Origin of the sequence: uncultured Roseobacter sp. (assembly GCF_947493125.1) — a bacterium.
Lineage (GTDB): Bacteria > Pseudomonadota > Alphaproteobacteria > Rhodobacterales > Rhodobacteraceae > Roseobacter.
Map to the genome: position 1 here is coordinate 408,416 of NZ_CANLQB010000002.1, position 20,615 is coordinate 429,030.

Annotated in this window: 21 protein-coding genes; 19 read left to right on the plus strand and 2 right to left on the minus strand. The window is 61.8% G+C overall.

Annotated elements, in window-relative coordinates:
- The first annotated feature begins 118 nt into the window (after positions 1-118).
- Positions 119-2,158 carry a glycosyltransferase family 61 protein gene (locus tag Q1A71_RS05770; protein ID WP_299672873.1) on the plus strand — a complete coding sequence of 680 codons (2,040 nt, stop codon included), beginning with the start codon at positions 119-121 and terminating at the stop codon, positions 2,156-2,158.
- Here Q1A71_RS05770 and Q1A71_RS05775 read toward each other — a convergent pair.
- Both Q1A71_RS05775 and Q1A71_RS05780 read right to left on the minus strand, forming a co-directional pair.
- A complete protein-coding gene (locus Q1A71_RS05775; protein WP_299672876.1) occupies positions 2,155-3,894 on the minus strand; it encodes a glycosyltransferase family 2 protein in 1,740 nt (579 codons plus the stop codon). The genes Q1A71_RS05770 and Q1A71_RS05775 overlap by 4 nt on opposite strands.
- Positions 3,895-3,963: 69 nt before the next feature.
- A complete protein-coding gene (locus Q1A71_RS05780; RefSeq protein ID WP_299672879.1) occupies positions 3,964-4,782 on the minus strand; it encodes a hypothetical protein in 819 nt (272 codons plus the stop codon).
- Between the two features lie 209 nt (positions 4,783-4,991).
- Here Q1A71_RS05780 and Q1A71_RS05785 point away from each other — a divergent pair, with 209 nt between their 5' ends.
- The 18 genes from Q1A71_RS05785 to Q1A71_RS05870 all read left to right on the plus strand — a co-directional run bounded on the left by Q1A71_RS05785 (position 4,992) and on the right by Q1A71_RS05870 (position 20,514).
- Complete coding sequence (locus tag Q1A71_RS05785) at positions 4,992-5,669, plus strand: FkbM family methyltransferase (RefSeq protein WP_299672882.1); 678 nt, start codon at positions 4,992-4,994, stop codon at positions 5,667-5,669.
- 105 nt (positions 5,670-5,774) lie between these two features.
- Positions 5,775-6,476: an FkbM family methyltransferase gene (locus tag Q1A71_RS05790; protein ID WP_299672884.1), complete on the plus strand. Its 702-nt coding sequence runs from the start codon at positions 5,775-5,777 to the stop codon at positions 6,474-6,476.
- A 366-nt stretch (positions 6,477-6,842) separates the two neighbouring features.
- Positions 6,843-7,379, plus strand: coding sequence for a DUF4157 domain-containing protein (locus Q1A71_RS05795; protein WP_299672886.1), 537 nt, complete (start codon positions 6,843-6,845; stop codon positions 7,377-7,379).
- Entirely contained in the window at positions 7,379-8,665 is a 1,287-nt protein-coding gene (locus Q1A71_RS05800) for a transporter substrate-binding domain-containing protein (protein ID WP_299672888.1), read from the plus strand. The genes Q1A71_RS05795 and Q1A71_RS05800 overlap by 1 nt, the downstream gene beginning before the upstream one ends.
- Complete coding sequence (locus tag Q1A71_RS05805) at positions 8,665-9,453, plus strand: methyltransferase domain-containing protein (RefSeq protein WP_299672890.1); 789 nt, start codon at positions 8,665-8,667, stop codon at positions 9,451-9,453. Before Q1A71_RS05800 ends, Q1A71_RS05805 begins: the two co-directional genes overlap by 1 nt.
- Positions 9,450-11,063, plus strand: coding sequence for a transporter substrate-binding domain-containing protein (locus Q1A71_RS05810; protein WP_299672893.1), 1,614 nt, complete (start codon positions 9,450-9,452; stop codon positions 11,061-11,063). The genes Q1A71_RS05805 and Q1A71_RS05810 overlap by 4 nt, the downstream gene beginning before the upstream one ends.
- Positions 11,060-11,662, plus strand: a complete 603-nt coding sequence (locus tag Q1A71_RS05815; RefSeq protein WP_299672896.1) for a hypothetical protein — start codon at positions 11,060-11,062, stop codon at positions 11,660-11,662. The genes Q1A71_RS05810 and Q1A71_RS05815 overlap by 4 nt, the downstream gene beginning before the upstream one ends.
- 115 nt (positions 11,663-11,777) lie before the next feature.
- On the plus strand, positions 11,778-12,359 hold the full coding sequence (locus Q1A71_RS05820; RefSeq protein ID WP_299672899.1) for a DUF4255 domain-containing protein: 582 nt from the start codon (positions 11,778-11,780) through the stop codon (positions 12,357-12,359).
- A complete protein-coding gene (locus tag Q1A71_RS05825) occupies positions 12,359-13,096 on the plus strand; it encodes a hypothetical protein (protein WP_299672902.1) in 738 nt (245 codons plus the stop codon). The genes Q1A71_RS05820 and Q1A71_RS05825 overlap by 1 nt, the downstream gene beginning before the upstream one ends.
- A gap of 13 nt (positions 13,097-13,109) precedes the next feature.
- Positions 13,110-15,284 carry a cadherin-like domain-containing protein gene (locus Q1A71_RS05830; RefSeq protein ID WP_299672905.1) on the plus strand — a complete coding sequence of 725 codons (2,175 nt, stop codon included), beginning with the start codon at positions 13,110-13,112 and terminating at the stop codon, positions 15,282-15,284.
- A gap of 20 nt (positions 15,285-15,304) precedes the next feature.
- On the plus strand, positions 15,305-15,763 hold the full coding sequence (locus tag Q1A71_RS05835; RefSeq protein WP_299672910.1) for a phage tail protein: 459 nt from the start codon (positions 15,305-15,307) through the stop codon (positions 15,761-15,763).
- Positions 15,764-15,769: 6 nt separating this feature from the next.
- The gene (locus Q1A71_RS05840) at positions 15,770-16,225 is read left to right on the plus strand and encodes a phage tail protein (RefSeq protein ID WP_299672913.1); all 456 of its coding nucleotides are present in this window, start codon (positions 15,770-15,772) and stop codon (positions 16,223-16,225) included.
- On the plus strand, positions 16,225-16,398 hold the full coding sequence (locus tag Q1A71_RS05845; RefSeq protein ID WP_299672916.1) for a hypothetical protein: 174 nt from the start codon (positions 16,225-16,227) through the stop codon (positions 16,396-16,398). The genes Q1A71_RS05840 and Q1A71_RS05845 overlap by 1 nt, the downstream gene beginning before the upstream one ends.
- Before the next feature lie 3 nt (positions 16,399-16,401).
- Positions 16,402-17,094 carry a peptidoglycan-binding protein gene (locus tag Q1A71_RS05850; protein ID WP_299672919.1) on the plus strand — a complete coding sequence of 231 codons (693 nt, stop codon included), beginning with the start codon at positions 16,402-16,404 and terminating at the stop codon, positions 17,092-17,094.
- 9 nt (positions 17,095-17,103) lie between these two features.
- Positions 17,104-18,867 (plus strand): type VI secretion system tip protein VgrG, encoded by a 1,764-nt coding sequence (gene vgrG, locus Q1A71_RS05855; RefSeq protein ID WP_299672922.1) that lies wholly within the window; start codon positions 17,104-17,106, stop codon positions 18,865-18,867.
- 9 nt (positions 18,868-18,876) lie between these two features.
- Positions 18,877-19,167, plus strand: a complete 291-nt coding sequence (locus Q1A71_RS05860) for a PAAR domain-containing protein (RefSeq protein ID WP_299672925.1) — start codon at positions 18,877-18,879, stop codon at positions 19,165-19,167.
- Position 19,168: 1 nt separating this feature from the next.
- On the plus strand, positions 19,169-19,606 hold the full coding sequence (locus Q1A71_RS05865) for a GPW/gp25 family protein (protein WP_299672928.1): 438 nt from the start codon (positions 19,169-19,171) through the stop codon (positions 19,604-19,606).
- Positions 19,607-19,611: 5 nt separating this feature from the next.
- Entirely contained in the window at positions 19,612-20,514 is a 903-nt protein-coding gene (locus Q1A71_RS05870; RefSeq protein WP_299672931.1) for a hypothetical protein, read from the plus strand.
- The last annotated feature ends 101 nt before the right edge of the window (positions 20,515-20,615 follow it).

Genomic DNA, 20,615 nt, shown 5'->3' on the forward strand with positions numbered 1-20,615 from the left:
TGGGCCTTCAAGCCTCCAACCAAATCTGCGCAAAAAAAGCTGATGGAAGATATCACCCAGCCGCTTTACCCTGCTATTTGCAGCGCACCGACAGCGTATTAGGAACTCTGGATGGCTGATGCCCGCAGATAAAACGGATGCCCTCAATCAGCCATCGGTCGTTGCGACAGCGCAGATCGCCGCCGCAAAGGACTCGTTTGTGCTCAGCACAGACCTAGTGGATGCGCAGTTTCACCGTCGCTCACCAGTTCTTTTTGTCACCTTTGACAATCTCGGGTCCGTCGGTGAATACGACCCTCCGCAACCTTGGTTACATGCTCGCGTGGCCAAGGCAGGGTTTTCGATCCTCGGGCTCATCGCCCGTCGAAAGGACTGGTATCGAAACGCCGATACTCCACGCCTGCTTGAAGACCTGCGTGATGCCGGCCTTTTCGACGGCTTTCAACGCATTGTTTTTACGGGCACTTCAATGGGGGCCTACGCCGCGCTGACCTACGCGCGCATCGTTCCAGGATCTGACGTTCTGGCTTTCAGTCCGCAGACGACACTGAACCAAAAAATTGCGCCGTTTGAGCACCGATTCAAATACGCACTTCGCAAATGGGACTGGGAGGCCCCTGCGTTTTTGGACGCCGCCGAAGCGATCCCGCGAGCCGGTCAAATTCTCCTATTTTACGATCCTTTCGTACGCGAGGATCGTGCGCACGCGATGCGCCTGCAAGATCCGCGTGTCATCCATGTCAAATGCCGACACTTCGGTCATCGACTGATCCGGCAACTCAAATCTTGCGGAGTTCTTGAGGATCTGATTGCACACGTCGGCAATGGTCGGTTTGACGAAGTCGCATTTCAAAAGAGCCTGCGAAACCGACGTGATATACGCGCTTGGTGCCGCGAGATGCTCGAAAACAGCATCAAGGCCCATCATTTGAAGCTCACCGACGCTGCCCTCGGTCATCTTGAAAAACGTGAACCTGGAGCGCGCCACCTGGCCAAACTACGCGACAGGCTTGATGCGCGGCGTGCGATCCCAATCGCGCGGGACATCATTTATACAGACGGTAGCCCGCAGCAGCCATTCTCTGGACGAATCGTCAAAGCCGGTTACGCAAAAGTCGTTCCGGAGCGACCGCATGACACCAAGCTCGCATCCGGCGTATTGCTTGCCGATGGTCGCTATTGCGACCTGTCTCGCACGTGGATCCGTGCCTCAAAAGCGACACCGCCCCCTGTTTTGTCTCGTGAAGAACCACTTCAGACGCTGAGCGGCACGCATCTTTTTGGCGGTCATATACGGGGACATTTCGGCCACTTCCTGGTCGAATCCACTGCGCGCTTATGGGCGCTGGAAAAACTCGACACCGAGATAGAGAGCTTGCTCTATCTGCCGTTCCGGGGCGCGGCCGGAAAAGCACGTCGCGCGCGCCGCGCGCTAAAGAGCTTCTTTGATCAACTTAATCTCAAGGTGCCAATTCGCATCGTCGACAAAACGGTCGAGGTCGAAGCGCTTTACGTCCCCGAACTTGGTTTTGGCTGGCGGGACAGATACGCGGGCTCACCTCTATATCGCCAGCTTGTGCGCGACCGTTTGGGTCGCGATGTCCAAGCCGAAGGATGCGAGAAGCTCTATATCAGTCGAGCCCGCCTGCCGTCGCAACGCGGTGGTATTCTCGGAGAACAGTTTGTGGAGGATAATCTGGCTCAGCAGGGCTACGATATTTTCCACCCGGAGAGACATCCACTCGAGGTTCAGATCGCCCGTTACAAGGCCGCAAGACAGGTGGTCGCGCTTGACGGCTCTGCATTGCATTTCGCCGCCTTCTGTCTGCCCTTGCGACCAAAACTCTGCATTATCCTGCGCAGGTCGCAAGCCAATGTGGCCGACTACATCAAGCAATATCAGACCTTCTGCGAGGTGACGCCGGATGTCATTGATGTGGTCTGCAACGATTTGGTCTCCCGTGATGCGAAACGGGTCAATTTCCGCTCCGTCGGTGAGCTCGATTTTCAGGCTCTCTTTGAAGAACTCAAGAGACTGGATTATGTCGCGCATGCATTCAAACCGGTCCTCCCATCCTCTGCCGATCTGAACCGACTGGCGATGGAGGTCCCGGAAGGGGCCGATAGGGACTACGCGGCGGGCAATCAAAAAGACTAGGCGCGCGCCCGTTCCAAAACGAGTATGCCCGATTTATGTGGCTCAACTGATGCCGCGACTCCAATGGATGTAAGCTCTCCCGGCCAGAGACTGGAGTCCAACCTCGTACTGATCATGACACGCTTCACAGCTGGTGTGAGAGCGGTGGCCAAAGCCTCGGGCAAGATCCGCGGGTCATCGAGGAAGATCAAGGATGGCCGAAAGTCCTCCACCAAAGCCCGTAGGCCCGAAGCCGTCTTGGTGGGATCCTCCGTCGGGAAGAATAAGGGACCATCGATGATTTTGAGTCTGTCGCTTGCCAGATCCTGTGCCGACGCGATTTCGCGCCCGAAGCGCGCAAGATCGGTGTGTGATTCGTGCGCCAAGGCAATCAACCCAGGCTTTTCAAGACAGGCCAGCACCGGCAGGAAACACACACCCGCTCCCAGCACCAATAACCTGTCAGTGTCATTGATCAGCCCCGGCAAATGGCGGGCGTGTCGCCTGTCAAATTTGCCATTTCGGACTTCTTCGAGCGCCTCGGCACTGAACACGCGCGGATCGGCGGGCAACATGATCCCGTGATTGGCGACCTGCTCGACCATTGCATCCCCGGTTCGGTCGATCCGTCCGGCAACGTAGCAGGCGCTTTCAAAGGCGGCGTTGCTGATCTCAGGCGCCGGTCGATTGCGGCGCTCGGACTTGGGCCGTGCGGCAGCGGTCTGCTCGACCTCGCTCATCAAAGCCGCGATCTTGGCTGGGTCACGCGCCTTGGGTGGTTTGGCATTTACCTTCGCCAGTGGCACTTGGGATGCGGCAATGAGACTTTCCTTGAGGGTTTCATAGTCCTCCGTCTGCTTGAAGACCGCCAACTGTGCCTCGACACGTTCCAGCGCGGCATGGTGCAGACGATTCAGGACCGGATCTTTCAACAACTCCGCGGCGATCCTTGCACGCTCTGAGGCATAGCGCAGGATCGCCGTATCGCGGACCTCATTGCGATCCTGCAGTGCCCAGTAGTCCGCGTTGTATTTGTCGGCTTTGAGGTTCACATTTCCGCGGAACTTGCGCACGGCGTAGGCGTCAATGGATTTGACCGCATAGTGGTTCATCTGCGCCCAGTCATAACCCACCGTACGCCGGATGGACCGCCAGCCACGGAACTTGAAGTAGTCTTCCATCGGCACGCCCGACCCGTTGAGCCAGCGCACGCTATCTGGGAAGTCGGTCTTCAGATGCTTGGCTTTGATCTTGGGCCGGTGAATGCCCAGCTTCCAGTAATGCGGGTCGTGTTTGAAGAGGGCCTTGACCCCCCAACCCTTGTTCCAGAACGTGGGTGCTGCACGCTGATACTGCTCGGTCACCGGCGCACGGCTCCAATCCACCACGCCACTTGACCCAAAGATGCGCCAGGTGATCACGACGCCATTGGCCTCCCCTGCAGCATCCAGAAGGCTGTCGATCCGCCCGTCCCCGTAGTTGATGCAGAGAAACTCGTCGGCATCAAAAAGGAGCACCCAATCCGCCTGCTGCACGATGGGTTCATCCTGCGCATGCTTGATTGCCGATGGCTGCGGTTTGCGACCTTCCGGGATCACGTTGCGCCGGTGATGCCCAAGCCCAAGCTCCTGCAGCCGGATCAGCATGTCATCTGTGCCGTCGGTACAGTCGTTGGTGTAGACCAATATATCCGTGAATCCGACCGCCAGGTGATGCGCCACCCATTCGATCAGGTAGGGCGCCTCGTCCTTCATCATTGAGACAGCCAGCGTCGTACCATGCGCGCTTATATGCTTTTCAAGGTCTATCCCGGTGCCTCCGACGGGTCACTCTTCCAGCGCTTCCGCCGGATCAATACCCACCTGCAGGCACATGCGGGCGGCATAGGAGCCCGGTTCCGGTGTGCGCTTGCGCCACCACCGGCGCGTGCCGCTGGTATATAGGTGCACGGAAAGCGTGTTCTGGGTGAAGTGGCCCTCCACATGACCATGCGGGTCGAAGAACACATCGTTGAGTTGGAACGGCACAGGGTAGAGCACGTCCTGTGAGCTGGCTTTGTCAAAGATGCCCGCGACCTTCGCAAAATGGGTGAGCGCCTGTGGCCCGAAGGCCGTCCGCTCCGTCGCGTAGATCCGCGCGGCATGCGAGATATCCCGATCCGAGAGCGCCTCCATCTTCTTGCGTTGCCGCTTGCCCCACCACGGCGGATAGTCGGGCAGGCTTTCGTAGTAGTCGAGCAAAAGCGCCAGCACCTCGCTGTCCTGCGGCAGGCCGATCACCCCGCAATTCAGCGCCCCGCGATAGCTGTGTTTTCCGAAAATATACCCTTGATCCTCTGGAAACGGCTTGTGGCAAAAGGCGTCGCAGTCGATCCAGATTGCCCCGGTTTTCTCGATCATTTTGTAACGAAAAACATTCGACAGAAAGGAGGGGCTGGTTTTGCCCACCAGGCCCATGTCGATGTTGTAGATCTCCGAAGCCGGGCGGCACACAACCCCCTCGGGAACATTTACGACCTCATCCGTACAGTAAAGCGTGGTGGGGTGGCCTGCCACGACATGCGATTTCAGACAAAGCTGGTTGAGATAGTGCAGCCGCGTGCCGATCCAGAGGGAAGCCACGGGACGGCGCGTTAAATCAGCCATGATGTCGCCCGTTATTTTGCGTTTGTCGATGCTCATGGCTGCGATACTACATCTGTGCCTGACAACAAAGGTTTACTTGTCTGGCTCGGGTTTGCTGACGTGCAGTGGAAACCATGCCTTTGACCGGCCGCGCTTGCTGCTCTAAGCGGTCATGAGAGACGGCAGAGTGATCCCATCTTTGTACGAGGGCGGCTGACAAGGAGGCACATATGGCGCAGATGTCAGCGGCGGAGGAGCTTGCAAAGCTCAAGCGCCGGCAGGAGCGCAATATGCGGCGCGCCCACGCGAAGGGGCTCATGCAGGGTATCCTATCCATGCTCAAACCGGGCGATATGGTGCTGGATTGTGGGGCCAACATCGGCGAGGTGGCCACCCCGCTGGCTGACACCGGCGCAACTCTGCACGCGTTCGAACCGGACCCCTATGCCTTTGGAGAGTTGGAACGCGCAATTGCCGACCGACCCAACGTGACCCTGCACAATGCGGCGGTGGGCCTCTCTGATGGGAGCACCCGACTGATGCGGGCTGTGAATTTCGCCGACCGGCCAAAAGGCGCTTCGGTGAAAAGCACCGTGATCCCGGGCGGTCGCAAGATCGACGAGACAGCGGATCGTACGATCGAGGTTGCGCTTGTCGACCTCCGCCGGGTGATCCGCGAAGCTATCGCGCAGTGTGGTGAGGTTGCGTTTCTTAAAATGGACATCGAAGGTGCCGAACTGGAGTTGCTTGAGCACATGCTGGCCGAGGATCTTTTTGCCAACGTGAGACTGACTGTTGCCGAAACGCACGAACGAAAGTTTCGCCACCTCGCCCCACGTTTTCAGGCGCTGCGCACGACAGTCGCAGAACGATATCCAACAACCCAAGTCTATCTCGACTGGATATGAGTCGTCCCACCTCAGGCCTCTTTGTGATTTGCGCGTGACCCTTTGATCGGTTTCTGGAAGAGATGGAAACGAGGAAGGTGCGAAGCCCCAAGAAGGTAGTGGCGTGTGACAGATCGGCCCCCCAATATCATCGCCGAGTACCATGGCATTGAAGTGCCCGAGGCCCCGCATTTCGGGCCCGGTATGATCCGCTCCATGAAAGAGGGCAGCTACGAAGGTAAGGAGGTTCGCGCCGGGCTGTCTACCCTGCGGCCCGGCGCGCGCATTCTGGAAATGGGGGCAGGGTCCGGGATCGTAGGTGCTGTGCTCGCCAAGAACTGCCACCCCGAGAAGATGCTGGCCATTGAAGCCAATCCGAACCTGATCCCGCACATAACACAACTCTATGCGCACAATGGTTTGTCGGGCCTGATCGAAGTCCGGCACGCGGTTGTGCTTTCCGATCCGACCGCTCCTGCGCGGGTTGATTTCTTTCTACGCGGCAACTTTCTGGGGTCGGCTCTGACTGTCCTGAAAATGCCTGAAAAGGCAGAAAGGGTGTCGGTGCCTGTCCTCCGCTATGGCGACCTCAAGCAGGCCTTTCCCCACTCAGTGATCGTTATGGACATTGAGGGGGCAGAGCGCGAGTTCCTGCGCCATGCCGATCTGGAAGGTGTTGAAACCCTTATCTTCGAGATACACCGCAAGATCTACGGACGCGCAGGCATGCAGGAGATACGCGATGTTCTGGCACGGCAGGGCTTTCGCATGGATGATGAAGCGTCTGTGCCCGGCGTTCATGTCTATCACTGCGCTGATCCGCGCTGACACTGTGGCACTTGGATCACCAAAGTCGATCCTAGTCCATCTTACCGTCTAAACCTTTGATATAGAGTCTGTCTAGGTGTCGCACCGACACTACGGCGCGGCGCGTAACGCATAGTCTCGCAGAGAGAATGCCTTGCCGGAAATTGAGTTTGCCTTGTGATGCAATCAGTGAAAGTTGCTGTTCACATCGGTCGAAATGACGCGCTCGGCGGGTATCGCAGCGACCCACACCGCACTGATTTCGCAGTTGCTTAGGATGTTTTTGCAGAGGCGCACCACGGTTTAGCTGTTTTTGGGACCGTTAACCAAAGATCAAATGACGCGCGGGTACTCCGGTGTTAGGTTGCCACCATAAGGAGAATCCTCGTGGCCAAAGTTTTTGCCCCCAACCGTGGTTCCGTTCAGAAATCGCCCAAACGCCCGTCTGAAGTAACGCGCAACGCGCAGGGGGGCGGCTTGGGCGCATTGCAGCGGAAGGCGGATAGCAGTGTGGTGGTGCAGCGACTGACCCGGTGGTCAGGCGGAGGGGTTGCCCAGCGTCAGCCTCATGAAGAGGAAACTGCTGGCGGCTTGCCCGCGGCGCTCAAAGGCGGGGTCGAGAGCCTCTCCGGCGTCGATATGAGCGACGTAAAAGTGCAGTATAATTCCAGCAAGCCCGCCCAGATCCAGGCGCATGCCTATGCGCAGGGTACAGACATTCATCTGGCCGCCGGTCAGGAGAAACATCTGCCGCATGAAGCCTGGCATGTGGCCCAGCAAAAACAGGGCCGGGTACAGGCAACCACGCAGATGAGGGGTGTGAGCATCAATGACGATGCGGCGCTAGAAAGAGAGGCCGATACGATGGGGGCCAAGGCTGCATCGGCCCCCGCGCAGATGGTTGAGGACACCAAGGACGGCTGATGCGGGACCACGTGATCCGACTGCTGGCCTTAACGGGTCTGCTGCTGATGGGGCTGCTTGCGCCGGTGCTGGCCCAGGCCTGCGAAGCACCCGAGGGCGCGCACGATCTTGTGGTGGCGATCCGCTCAGCGGAGCCGTTCACCTATGCCGGTCCCGACGGATTGCCGCGCGGGTTTGCGGTGGACCTGTGGCATTCGATATCCACCGACATCGACAAGACCACCGCCTTTGTGAGTTGTGACAGCATCGATGCGCAGGAGCAGGCGCTGCGCCGTGGGGATGTGGATGTGGTGATCTCGCCGCTGACGATCACGGCGGAGCGGATGCTGACCTATGATTTCAGCCAGCAGTATCTGTCGTCGGGTCTGACCCTGGCGGTGGCGCAGACCGGGGCGATTGATTTCGAGGTGGCCATCGAGACGATCACCGACACCGTGTTTCAGCCCACCGTCGCGCGGGCGATCATCCTGTTTTTGCTGCTGAACCTGATCACGGCCTACCTGTTGCGTGCGCTCATGCGGAGCCTGCCGGATGATCTCGATGCAGAGGGCGAGGTGGGCCGGGGGCGGGCATTCATGGCCTATATGCTGGAGGCCGTTGCACGCACCTCGGGGCTGAAAGGGGTTGGCAACGGGTTTCGGACGCTGCTGGGCAAGGTCTTCGAGATGATCATGGCGGTGGTGGGCACGGCGCTGTCGGCGATGATTCTGGGTGTGATCACTTCGGCCTTTGTGGGGGCCATTGGAGAGAACCCGCCGGTCTCCTCCCAGGCGCTGCCCGGGCTGAGCATCGCGGTGCTGCGCTGTTCGACGGCACAGGAATTCCTGCGGCAGGAGGTGACGGAGGCTGCGTTTCGCGCCGATGAAGGCAGCGAGGCACAAGAGTTGTTGAAGGCGCGGGCGGCATGGCTCGATTGCGCAGCGCATCAGGATGACAATATCCGCAAGGTGGACGCGATGCCCGAGGATGGCTTGCCCGGGGGGGTGGTACTGACGCCCACATGGAAAGAGGCGGTCGAGCAGCTCTATCAGGGCAAGGTCGAGGCGGTTTTGGGCGATTGGATTGCACTGTCGTATATGGCGCGGCGGGCGCCTTATGATGGCCAGATCAGCGTACAAAACAGTGTCTATCGCAATGAACCTTATGGCTGGGCGATCACGCGGGCAGGCGGCAATGAGGATCTGCGCCGGGCCATCGACAGCGCACTGATCGTGCGGATGCGGGATACTGATTGGCGCAAGCGGATTGAGAACACGCTGGGCTCGGGGGCGATTGCGCCGAACTGATGGGACGTCACCAGGATATCCGCCCGGCACCGCCGGAGAACCCGACGGAGGGGTCGTATCGGCTCTATTTCACGTCAGGGCATTACGACCGGCGCTATCCCAACCCGAACCTGAGCACCTGGCGGCGGATCGTCGAGCTGCTGCCGCCGGGCGGGCATGTGATCGATTATGGCTGCGGCAACGGGCGGTATCTGCTGCGTTTGCGGGAGCGGGCCGGGGTGGCGGCGGGGTTCGACATCAACGCGGCTGCGCTGGAGATGCTGGCCGAGCGCGCGGTGGAAATGGGGTGGACAGATCTGAAGGTGCTGGGCCCGGATGCGGATGCGCTGGCCGCCCATGTGCGCTCGCGCGGGCCGGCGGATTTGATGCTGTGTCTCTTCGGCGTGCTGGCGCATATCGAGGCGCGCGAGGAACGGCTGGCCGTGCTGCGGCAGATGCGGCGTTTGCTGAAGAAAGACACCGGGCGGTTGTTGATTTCCGTGCCGAACCGGCGGCGCCGGTTCCGGCGCGAGCAGCGGCAGGCGGGGCCGGGCGCCAAGGGGCTGATCCGGTATACGCGCGTCATGCAGGGGGCGGAGGTGACCTTGCCCTACCAGCTTTATGACCCGAACCGGCTGCAGGAAGAGCTGGCCGAGGCGGGGTTCTGGATCCAGGGCATCCGTGCGGAAAGCGTGCTGCCCGAGAGTGTGCTGACCACCTATCCGACGATGCGCTGGCTCGACAGCCTGCTGACGCGGGTCTGCCCGGCAGCCTTGGGGTACGGTCTGATCGCTGTGGCGGTGCCATGACATGGGCGGTGCGGGCGCTTTGCGTTGTTCTGGGCCTGCTGGGGCAGGGGGCTGGCGCTGAAGTCCAACTGCCTGAGGCGCCGGACGGGCGACTGGCGCATATCCTGCAACGCGGCACGCTGATCGTGGGCGTCAAGACGGATTATCCGCCCTGGGGCATGCTGGATGCCGAGGGGGCGATCATCGGGCTGGAGCCGGACCTCGCGCAGGTGCTGGCGGACCGCATGGGCGTCGGGCTGCAGCTGGTCTCGGTCAGCGCGTCCAACCGGTTGGGGCGTCTGGAGCAGGGTGTGGTGGACGTGGTGATCGCCACGATGGGCGACACCGAGACGCGGCGGGCGCAATCAGGCTTGTTAGAGCCGAGTTATTACTCGAGCGGGGTCGTCGCCTATGGGCCAGAGGACCGCCCGCACCAGTCCTGGGACGACCTGCGCGGGCAGCCGGTTTGTATGACGCAGGGCGCCTATTACAACCGGACGCTGGAGGAAACCTATGGTGTGGAGGGGCGCTATTTCCCGGCGAACCGCGAGGCGAAGATGGCGCTGTCCTTCGGGCGCTGCGTGGCCTGGGCCTTTGACGACACGGCGCTGGTACAGCGGGTTCTGACCAACCCCGAGGACGGCTATAGCGTCATGGAAGAGCGCATCCTGGTGACGCCTTGGGCCATCGCCGTGGCACGGGCCGAGCGGGAGGCGACGCTGGGGCGCTTTGTCTCGGCGATGATCGGCGAGTGGCACGCGACCGGCGCGCTGCTGGCGCTGGAGCGGAAGTGGCAGATCGGCGAGAGCGCTTATCTGCAGGCGCTGAACCGGGCCTGGGCGCAGCCGGGCGCCTGCGCGGAGGGGCCGGAGGGGTTGCCGCCTGTGTGCCAGGGCGCGCCGCCGTTTCCCGCCGCGGAAGACCCGGCCACGCCCCCGGCGTGGATCACGGGTCTGCGCGACACCACGGGCGTTGATCTGCTGGTGCTGCACGAGGCCTACACGCGGGGGCGGCTGACCCAAGGTCTGGGCCTCACGCTGGCGCTGTCGGCCACGGCGATCCTCGGCGCGCTGACGGTGGGGCTGCTGCTGGGCACGATGGATGCGGCGCTGCGCGGACGCGGCTGGTGGGGGCGGGCGCTTCTGGTCCCGCAAAAGCTGCTGGTGACGGTGGCGCGGATGACGCCGCCCATTCTGCAGATGTATATCGTCTTCTTCGGGCTTGGGGGCGTGCTGGCGCAATCGGCGATGATCACGCCCGGCGCCTTTGCCACGGCGGCGCTAATCCTGTCGCTCTATGCAGGCTCTACCAACGCGGTTTTGATCGCTCACGCGCTGGCGCTGGAGCGCGCGGCGCATCCCGAGGCGGGCGTCTGGGCCTTGCTGCCAAGGGCGTTTCAGCGCGCTTATGACGGGCTGGTCGCGGCCTGCGTCAACATCGTGAAAGCGGCGGGGATGGCGAGTGCCATCGCGCTGGCCGAGCTGGTGTCGACCGTGAACCTGATCGTCTCGGAAGGGGGCGATGTAGCCACCTTCATGAACGGGCTGCTGGTCTTCTACTTCCTGCTGATGCTGGGGGTGCTCTGGCTTTTCCGACGGTTGCGGCGCTGGATCTTGGGGGCGGGGGCATGATCGAGCTTCTGCTGAGCCACACCAATTACCTGGCGCGCGGGTTTGCCACCAACTTGCTGATCTCGGTGCTGTCCATGAGCTTCGGCACGGTGCTGGGCGGGCTACTGGGCTGGCTGCGTGCGCGCCGAGTGACCGCGCTGGGGCCCGCGGCGCATATGGCCACGAATGTCTGCCGCAACGTGCCCAGTTTTGTGCTGCTCTTCTACATGGCGTCGATGATCCCCAGCGAGGTCACGATCAGCGGCACAATCATGGCGGTGCCGCTCTGGATCAAGGCGACACTGGCGCTGACCTTTCCCGTCATCGGCTTCACCTCGGACCAGTCGCGCGGCTATTTCGAGCAGCGCCGCGCGGGCCTTTCGGGTGCTGCGGAAACCTTTGTGGTAGCCTGGGTGCAATACTTCTTAATCATTATCATGGCTTCTGCGACGGCCTCGGTGATCGGCGCAGACGAGATCGTGGGGCGCGCAAATATCGTTATTTCTCAAAACGAAAGCCCGCAGTTCCTGCTCATCACCTACCTCTATGTATCGCTGTGGTTCCTGATGGCCGGACTGCTCATGACCAGTGCCGTTAAGCTTCTGACCCGCCCCCGTTAACTTTACCTTAGGGAAAGGACGCTTGCTTTTTAGCGACTCATCGGTACGGTAAATTTCAAACTGAGGTTGAAATTTCCGGGCGGACACACGTGTGTTTGCCCGCCCGGACCATGGAATGCTGCCGATGATCGACCAGGCACTACAACTCGTACGGGATCGGTTGAACGATCACCTGCGCGTACGATTTGCAGTTGCCGAAGACCTCGTCAGCCTCTCTCCACTGACCGATGCAGAAGGCAAACCGGCGCAGGAAGCGCGCAACCGGCTGGCGCTGTTCCTGATCAACATTGCGCGCGATGCGGTGCCGCGGGCGCGGCGCGGGCAGGGGGCCGCCGTGATCACCCAGCATCAGCCGCTGCACATGGACGTCTATTTCATGATCGCCTCGGGGCATGATGCGGATCTCTATCCCGAGGGGCTGAAGCTCGTGTCGGCGGCGCTGATGTTCTTTCAGTCGCAGCCGGTGTTCACGCCGCAGACCACGCCCGACATGCCGCAGGGGCTGACGCAGCTGACGGTCGAAGTGAGCAACATGGCATTGGAGGAGATCGGGCAGATCTGGTCGAACCTCGGCAGCCGCTATGTGCCCTCGGTGATGTTCAAGATGCGCTCGGTCATGATCGACGCGAGCGTGGTCACGGGCGTGGTGCCGACGATCACGGCGCCGTCGCAGCGCGCGCAGCCGGAAGAGGTCTGATGGCCTACTCGGAGATCCTGCGACTGAGCCTCAGACATGCGTATTTCGGTGCCGATGTGCCCCCGGTGATGGTGCAACCCGGCGATGCGCGCGCTTTCGAGCGCGCCGGGTGCCTGCTGCGCCAGCGCGGCGCGGTGAGCCATGTGCTGGTCGATGACGATGAGACGCGGCCCGAGGCGGTCGCGCTGACCCTGGTGGCGGGCACGCAGGACATGTTTGCCGTGACCAAGGGGGCGGCTTGGGGCGCGCAGCGGCAGATCACCGCCCCGCTCGATCAGGACGAGATTGCCTTTGCCGCCGGTGAAACCCCCGAGACAGAGCCGTTTTCGGGCCGGTTCGTGCCCGAGATGGCAACGCTCGAGATTGCGCTGCCCGAGGCCGGGCGCCGTGATCTGGTGCTAAGCTTCGAGGCGGTGGCCAGTCATTGGGCCTATCACCTGATCGGCGTGCCCGAGGCCGAGGGCCTGACCGTGATCGATACGGCGGGCGTGGTCGCTTTCGAGGATCTGGGCACCCAGGATTTGCCCAACGGCCAGGCGGCGCGGGTGATCCGCTCGGCCCAGACCGTGGCGGCGCGGGCCCGGCCCGTGGAGCGCTTTGCGTTGCAGAAAGCGGGGGCCTTCGGGCCGGAGACATTGGTGTCTGTGCTGCCTGCGGGCGCGCCTCCGTTCAAACCCATCCCTGATGCGGGCGCGGAAGGGCGCCTGCAATCCGACATTTTCGTCACGCTTTGGTAAAGGAGAGCCCAGAATGGCTATGAAGACCCCCGGTGTATACATCGTTGAGAAGAGCGCGTTTCCCAATTCGGTGGTCCAGGTGGCCACCGCCGTGCCGGCCTTCATCGGCTATACAGAGATGGCGATGAACGGGAATGTTTCGCTCAAGGGCACGCCTTGGCGCATCACCTCGATGTCGGAGTTCCACAGCTATTTCGGCGGTGCGCCGGAGCCGATGTTCGAGATCAAGCCGTTTGAGGCCTTCGATGGGGTCTCGCCCTTGTCGGCGGATGGCGCGGACAAGAAGCCGACGATGCCGCGGGCGGTCTTTACCACCCAAGGGCCGCGCGGGGCGGAAGAGTTCGAGTTGGTGCAGACCAACCCGGCCTATGCGCTTTACGGGGCCATGCGGCTTTTCTTCCAGAACGGCGGCGGCGCCTGCTATGTGACTTCGATTGGCTCTTATGCCGATGACATCGACGCGGATGCGATGATGGCGGCGATCACCCGGCTGAAGAAGGAGCCGGAGCCGACGATGGTGGTGATCCCCGAGACGACGCGGCTGGTGCGGCAGAACGCGGTCAAGGTGCAGCAGGCGATGCTGAAGCACTGCGGCAATGACATGAAGAACCGCTTTGCGATCCTCGATATCTCGGGCGGCTACCTGCCGCAGTCAGATCCCTTAGGCAATCCGGTGGCGACCTTCCGCAACGATGTGGGGATCAACAATCTCGATTTCGGCGCGGCCTATTACCCGTGGCTCGACAGTTCGATCTATCAGTCGCGCGACTTCACGTTCGAGAACATCGAGCCGGGCAGCCGCAAGACGCTGATCGGGCTGATGCGCCGGTCGGTCGGCAAGTCGGACGAGCTGCGCACCGAGATAGAGCGCATTTCGGCCCCTTCGATCATGGGTGATTTTACCCTGTCGGTGCCCAAGGGCGGCACGATTGCGGTGACGACCACCGACATTACCGCGACGGATGACGAGAGTGATGCCGAGGGGCTGACCTATAGCGTCGAAGGCAGCGAAGACAGCATGGCCGGCAAGCTGGTCAAGACCGGGTCCACAGACGCGCTCAACAGCTTTACGCAAGCCCAGCTAGAGGCGGGTGAGGTGAGCTTTATCCACGATCCGTCCAAGGGCAATATGGGCCAGTTCGATCTGGTGGTGAGCGACGAGAACGAGATCGCCACCGATGCGCGCACCATCGCCGTGGAAGTTGTGGGCGGTCTGCTGGATGCGCCCGCGGTGGCCGCCGGAACATCGGTCGTCGTCGATGTGCCCGCCGATCATCCCGATGGCGACAAGGCGACCGTGAAGCTGGTCGAGGCCGATGACGATGCGGGCAAGAACAAGGCCGTCGAAGGCGTGGGCACCTGGAAGGTGGGATCGGGCGGTAAGGTGACCTTTGCGCCCGATCCGGCCTTCATCGGGCCTGAAGCCTCGGTGAGTTACACCATCGAAGTCGGCGGGGCGACACAGCCGCCTCAGCAGATCCGCATCCTGATGAACGACAGCGAGGCGGGCGTGGAAGAGGGCAGCCCCTCGGCCGCGACCATCGACAAGACGCTGCGTGCGGTGGTGCCGCTCTACACGGAGGTGATGAACGAGATCACCGGGTATATGAATTCGATGCCGCCGTCCGCGGCGATGGCCGGGCTCTATACGATGGTCGACAACAGCCGCGGGGTCTGGAAGGCGCCTGCGAATGTCTCGGTCAACTCGGTGGTGGCTCCGATGGTCAACATCAGCCACGAGGAGCAGGAGAACCTCAACGTCTCGACCACGGGCAAATCGATCAACGCGATCCGGCCGTTTGTGGGCGAGGGCACGCTGGTCTGGGGTGCGCGCACGTTGGACGGCAACTCGCTCGATTGGCGTTACATCAACGTGCGCCGGACCATGATCATGATCGAGGAATCGATCCGGCTCGCCTCGAAAGCTTATGTGTTCGAGCCCAACACGGCGCAGACCTGGGTCACCATGCGCTCGATGATCGAGAACTTCCTGACCTCGATCTGGAAGCAAGGCGGCTTGGCGGGCGCTGTGCCCACCGACGCGTTCTCCGTGCATGTGGGCCTCGGCGAGACCATGACACCGGTGGATATTCTGGAAGGCATTCTGCGCATCACCGTGCTTGTGGCGGTCACGCGGCCTGCGGAATTCATCGAGATCACCTTCCAGCAGCAAATGCAGAAATCGTAAGTTAGAGAGGATTATCAGACATGGCAGACGACGGTTCCGCACAAACGCAGGCCATCTGGCCGCTTCCCAAGTTCCATTTTCAGGTGAAATGGGACGACACCGAGCTGGCCTTTCAGGAGGTCTCGGGCCTCGATATCGAGAGCGAGCCGATCGAGTACCGGGCGGGCAACAACCCGGTCTTCTCGACCATCAAGATGCCGGGCATGATCAAGACCAGCAACATCACCATGAAGAAGGGCGTCTTCGTGAAGGACAATGCCATCTGGGACTGGTTCAACGAGATCAAGATGAACACGATCACCCGCAAGGCGCTGACGATTTCGCTGCTCGATGAGGGGCAGAACCCCACAATGGTCTGGAAGGTGCAGAACGCCTTCCCGGTCAAAGTGACGGGGACCGACCTGAAAGCCGATGGCAACGAGGTCGCGGTCGAGACCATCGAGATTGCGCATGAAGGGTTCGTGATCGAGAACGCGTAACATCGCATGGCTGATTTTGATCTGCCCGTCGCCTTCCATTTCTCGGTGAGCTTCACCGGGGCGGGGCCTTCCATCTCGGACGCTGCCTTTCAGGAGGTGTCCGGGCTGGAGTCCTCCATTGAGGTGGAACCACTTGTGGAGGGCGGTGAGAACCGGTTCATTCATCAGCTGCCCAAGCCCGCCAAGCGCAATAACATCGTGCTGAAACGCGGGCTGACGGAGAATTCCAGCGGTTTGGTCAAATGGTGCAAGGCGACGCTCGAGGGCGACTTCGCAAAGAAGATCGAGCCGAAGAACCTGGTGATTTCGCTGCTCGATGAGGAGGCCAACCCGGTGGCGAGCTGGTCGGTGGGCAATGCCTATCCGGTCAAGTGGTCGGTCGGGGGATTTGACGCAATGAAAAATGAGCTGGCCATCGAGACCATCGAACTGGCCGCCACAACACTCAAGAGGGACACATAATGGCAATTGAGATTGGATCTTTGGTGGTGAAGGGCCAGTTTGGCCCACCCACTCGCGATAGCCGGGACGGTCGGCTCGAGACCGAACGCGCGCTGGCAGAGATGCGCCGTGACATTCTGGAGGACGTACGCGAGATGATGGCAGAGGCGGCCCGCCGATCCAAGGACCGGTGATCCATGGCCAAGCTCAAGATCATCCGCTGCAGGATTCAGAACGGTCAGATCAAGGAGCAGAAGGGGTCGTCGAACACCTTTGAAGCCACGATCAACCCCCAGGATTATTCGCACACCTTCGGGCTGAAATACTCGGGCACCGGCGAGGGCAGCAGCAGCGCGAGTGCCGTGGGAAAATCGGCGCCGGTGGCGAAATTCGCCAGTTCTGAGGCGGAGAAGCTCAGCTTTTCCATCGTGCTCGACGGCACCGGTGTGGTGGCGGATGCGGCCAATACAACCGTCGCCAAGCAGGTCGATAAGCTGCGCGGCATCGCCTATGACTATGATGGCGACGAGCATGAGCCAACGCCGGTCAAGGTGGTTTGGGGCAAGGGCCTCAAGGCGTTTTACGGGCGGCTGACCTCTCTGAGCGTGGATTACAATCTCTTCCATCCCGATGGCACCGCGCTGCGGGCAAAGATCAAGCTGGATTTCGTCGAGGCCAAAACGGACGCCGAGGAGGCCCGGGAGGCCAAGCGCAAGTCCCCCGATATGACCCATGTGATCCGTGTGCGCGAGGGCGATACGCTGCCGCTGCTCTGTCAGCGGGTCTACAAGGATGTGAGCAAATACCTGGAGATTGCGCGGATCAACGAGCTCGACACATTCCGCGACCTGGAGCCCAACACACTGTTGCGCTTCCCGCCGATGCGATGAGGATTGGCGATGGCGGATAGTCCTCTCGACAACGCGGATGGGCCGATTTCGGTCACCATCAAGGTCGCGGGCAGCGCCATTGATGACGCGCTGCAAATCCTGCGCGTGCAGGTCGACAGCGCGGTGGGGCAGATCCCCGAGGCGCAGGTTGTGCTGCAAGCGGGCTCGATTGCGGAGAACGAGTTTCCCGAGGCCGATGGCAATGATTTCAAGATCGGATCGGAGATCTCTATCGCCGCGGCCTATGGCAGCGGCTCGGATCAGGATCTCTTCAAGGGGGTGATCGTCTCCAAGCGGATGCGGATCACGCGGGGCGCGCCCCGGCTGGAACTGGGCTGCATCGACAAGGCGGCGAAGCTGACCTACACGCGCAAATCTGCGCTCTATGAGGCGAAGAAAGACAGCGACGTGATGAGCCAGATCATCTCGGACGCTGGGCTGAGCGCGGATGTGAGTTCCACCACCGATACGGAGCGGGACATCCTGCGCTACGCTTGCAGCGATTGGGGCTATCTGCGCAGCCTTTCCGACCGCGCGGGGCATGTGATCACGATCACCGGTGGCAAGGTCACCTCCAAGCCGCCGGCTACATCGGAGGCGGCGGTGCTGGTCGTGACGCTGGGCGTCGATATCATCAGCTTCGATGCGCGGGTCGATGCGGAGATGAGCCTCAAGGGTGCGAAAGCATCTGCTTGGGATTCCAGCACACAGGAGGTTGCGGAGGGCACAGGGAAAACTCCAGCGGCGCCGGAGTGGGGCAATTACACGCCCTCCGCGCTCGCTGAAGTCTTGGGCGATCGGGAGTTTCACGTGAGCACCGCGCGCGAAGTGCCCTCGGCTGATCTGACGATCGCGACGAATGCGCGGACGCTGCGGACGGCACTGGCCTCGATCCAGGGCGAGTGCACCTTCCAGGGCTCCGGCAAGGCGGTGCCTGGGGTGGTGATCGAGCTAGCGGGGTTGGGCGACCGGTTCAGCGGCGACGCCTATGTGAGCGGGGTGCGGCAACTCGTCGAGGAAGGGGCCTGGACCACCGAGGTGGCGCTGGGGCTGCCCGACAGCTGGAACGTGGATTCCGGGACCTTCGCCAGCGAGAGTGCGGCGGGCCTCGCGGCGCCGATCCACGGGTTGCAGGTGGGCACGGTGCTGCAGATCAATGAGGACCCCGACAGCAAGGCGCGCTTCAAGATCAGCCTGCCGATGGTGGCGGACCCGGCGCCGCAGGTCTGGGCGCGCTATGCCCAGCCCTATGCGACGAAGGAGGCAGGCTTTGAGTTCTACCCGGAAGTCGGAGACGAGGTGCTTGTGGGGTTCCTCAACGCCGATCCGAATGCGCCGGTGGTGCTGGGCTCGGTGCACAACGGCAAGGCCGCGCGGCCCGATGAGCCGACAGCGGATAACTTCATCAAGCAGATCGTGACCAACCAGAAGATGAAGCTGATCTTTGATGACGAGAAGAAGATCATCACCATCGAAACCCCAGGTGGCCATTCGGTCGTGATGGACGACGATGCAACCTCGATCACCCTGAAGGATTCCACCGGCAACAAGATCGAGATGGCCAGCGGCGGGATCAGCATAAACAGTCCCGGCGATATCACCCTGTCCGCCGATGGGGCGATCAGCATCGCGGCGACGACCGATGCCACCCTGACCGGCATGAATGTGACCGCCGAGGCCGACACGGCCTTTACCGGCAAGGGCGGGGCGACCGCCGAAGTCAGCGCCAGCGGTCAGATGACCGTCAAGGGCGGCATCGTGATGATCAACTAGGAGGAACAGATGCCACCAGCCGCACGACTGACCGATATGCAGACCTGTCCGATGGTGACCGGCGTGGTGCCGCATGTAGGCGGGCCAGTCATCGGGCCGGGCGAGGCGACCGTTCTGATCGTGAGCCTGCCCGCCGCTGTTGTCGGCGACAATTGCACTTGCGTGGGACCGCCCGCGACCATCGTGAAGGGCTCAGCCACGGTGATGATCGGCGGCAAGCCCGCGGCGCGCATGGGCGACACGACTTCGCACGGCGGCAGCATCGTCGCGGGCGCTCCAACCGTGATCATCGGAGGGTAAGATGGCAGACGCAGACCCTTCCTTCCTCGGGCGCGGTTGGGCTTTCCCACCCGCGTTTGACAGCGGCACCGGGCAGGCGAAGCTGGTGCAGGCCGAGGAGGACATCGTCGAGAGCGTCCGCATCCTGATGGAGACGCGGCCCGGCGAGCGCGTGATGCACCCGACCTATGGCTGTCGCCTGCATGATCTGGTGTTCGAGCCGATGGATGGCGAGACTGAAGCCGAGATCGAGGTGGCGATCCGCCGCGCGATCCTGTTCTTCGAGCCGCGCATCAAGATTGGCGAGATTGCGGTGGATATCCAGAACGCGCTGGAAGGGCACCTTGGTGTCACGCTGAGCTATACGGTGATCGAGACCAACGAGCGGCACAACATGGTCTTTCCCTTCTACATCACCGAGGGCACCCTGGTGTCGCAAAAGCCGGTGCCCGCAGCGTGAGGCTGATGGGCGCATATCTGGCGCTTGGGCTGCTTGCGGGCTGTGGCGCGGTGGAGGCGGTGCAGACCAGCAAGACCTTCGAACTGCTGGGCCTCGCGCCGGATGATCCCTGCGTGGTCACGCGCCGCGAGGGCAAGCGGCTCGCGGGCTCCTACCTGCGGCAGGCCGCGGCCTCCGAGGGGAGCGAGGTGTTCTTTGTCACCGGCAAAAGCTCGCGCCAGGGGTTGCCCCGCAATCTGGAATTCAACGATCTGACCGTGCGCCGGATTCGTCCGACGGGCGAGGGCCCGCTGGAAGGGGCGCGGCGGTCGGTGGCGACGCCCATTCAGGGCATTGGCGTCTCGGGCGCCTTGCCCGCCGCCTATACGCTCGCCTATCGCGCGGAGCGGATCGACTATGAAGGCCCGGTGGTCGTAGGGCCCAGCCCGACGGGATTTGAAATCCCCACCACGGGGCAGGTGGTCTATGAAGGCGATGTGCAGCTGACGCTCACCACGGCGACGGCCGAGGGGACCACCGAGACCGTGCAGCTCGCCAAGTTCATCACCGAGATTGGCTATGGCTCGCAGCAGGCGCGGTTCTCCATCGACACCAGCGGCGCCGGTCTGCCCTTTGACGGGGTGCGATGGACGCGGCTGGGCATCTGCGGCACGCGGGTAACAAGCTCGGGCCAGGGGCAGGTGCTGTTCGTCGCGGCGGACGGGTCGCGCGCGGTGCCGTTTCAGGCGGGCCGGGACGCCACACCGATTCGCGCTTTACTAGAATCATCACAGTTTGCGAGCGAGGATCGTCCGGGGCCACCGGACAGCTATGGGGGAACTTTTGTGATTGCGGGCGACATCGGCACCCTGACCGGCGTCTTCATTGCAACACAATCAAAAAGTGAGGTGAATACCGACCCGTTATGAGGGCGCACGGCGCGGTTTTGCTTGCGTCTGTCACATGGGGTCATAGAGTTGCAGGGGCTCTGCTTTTCTCAACTGTTTATGATTGCTCACGTTTTCGCGGT